Here is a 1,904-nt window from a genome sequence, read left to right as displayed (position 1 = left end):
TCCTACACGATCGACGCAGACTTCCAGGGCACAAGCCTGACGAACGTAGCTGAGATCGTTGGCGATGACGAAGACCAGACGGACGAAGACTCTACTCCTGACAACGACGTACCAACGGAAGACGATCAGGACGATGAGACCATCACTATTGATCAGGTTTACGACCTTGAGCTGACGAAGACACTGGTAAACGGTGGACCATTTGCTCCTGGATCTACAGTACTGTATGCAATCGAGGTTACTAATAATGGAAGTCTCGATGCAGCAGGAATTGAAGTGATGGATACGCCACAAGCTGGCCTCACCTTCCAGTCTTCTACTCCAGACGCTAACGTAACGGTCACCGGACCTGGAGCATTTACAATTACAAGTCTGCCCCAGGGAGCAAGTCAGATAATAAGTGTAATCTACACGATTGATGCTGACTTCCAGGGTGCAAGTTTGACCAACAACGCCCAGATCACAGCCGACGATGGAAATGACATCGATTCTGATCCTTCAACGGATGATACTGTTGACGAAGACGGTGATGGTAATCCGGATGATGACGATGAAGATGAGGTAACCATTCCGATCCTTCAGACTCCATCGATTGACATCGAGAAGTCAACCTTGAACCCGATTACCGGGCTCTTTGAGGATGCAGACTTCTACGACGAGAACTCACCAATGACTTCTCCTACTTATATCTTCGTTGCCGAAGAAGGAGCTACGGTACAGTGGGAGTACACCGTTTGTAATACTGGTACACAGGATCTCGAGAACGTTGTGGTAACAGACGACGTAGAGGGATCTATTGGAACAATCACCTTCCTTGCTGTTGGCCAGTGTGAAACCTTAACGGCCTCTGCACCTGCGATCGCGACTGATCCTGTTTACGTGAATGAAGCTACCGCAATTGGTCAGCCAGTACTGCCTGACGGCACACCTGCAGGAGATCCTGTTTCTGATATGGATCCATCGCACTATGTTGGCGTAAGCTTCAATGTTGAGAAAACAGCCGATCAAATGGTTGTTTGTGAAGGAGAAGATGTCACTTACGATATTATTCTGCGACTTAACGGACCATCTTTCTTCAATGCCCGTATGGTAATGTTGGAAGATAATATGTTCCCGAACGTTGAAGGCCAGTTTGTATCAAGCACTGATGTAAATGGAAACGATCGTCTCGATTCCGGTGAAGAATGGGTATTCAGTTACACTATTCCTCTGACAGAGACGAGAGTTAACATCGCGACTGAGATGTTTGACATCTATTCTAATGAGGTGTTCCTTACTATGATTACGAACTCCGTTGACCTCACAGTAGAAGTACTGGAAGGACCGGATGTTACAGCTGCAGACGCAGAAGTTGATGGTAGCATTTCATGTAACGGAGCGACTGACGGTCGCGCAACAGTAACCTACACTGGAGGAACTGCTGGATACACTGTACTTTGGTCTAATGGTCAATCTACTGATACTGCGACCGGCCTGGCTGCAGGAACTTACAGTGTTACAGTTACAGATGCTAACGGCTGTGCTGACTCTACTGAAGTGACTCTGATTGAACCAGAAGTTCTTGAAGCGACCGCAGCCACTACCGATGTAGACTGTAACGGTGACGCTACCGGAACGATCACCCTGACCCTGGCTGGAGGCACTGCGCCTTACACCGTTGACTGGGCTGACGTAACCGGTACCGACAACACCGCTGACCGCACAGGTCTTACTGCCGGCACTTACACCGGTACCGTAACTGATGCCAACGGATGTACAGAGGCAATCTCTGCTACCATCGACGAAGCGTCTGACCTGACTGCAACCGCAGCCACTACCGATGTAGACTGTAACGGCGACGCTACCGGAACGATCACCCTGACCCTGGCTGGAGGCACCGCGCCTTACACCGTTGACTGGGCTGA

General features: G+C 49.6%; 1 pseudogene. It reads left to right on the top strand.

What is annotated here, in order from left to right:
- A pseudogene (locus FUA23_RS22635) lies at positions 1-1,904 on the top strand (DUF11 domain-containing protein); the annotation flags it as partial.

The sequence above is a fragment of the Neolewinella aurantiaca genome, from assembly GCF_008014675.1.
GTDB lineage: Bacteria > Bacteroidota > Bacteroidia > Chitinophagales > Saprospiraceae > Neolewinella > Neolewinella aurantiaca.
This window is presented reverse-complemented; position numbering and strand designations above follow the sequence as displayed.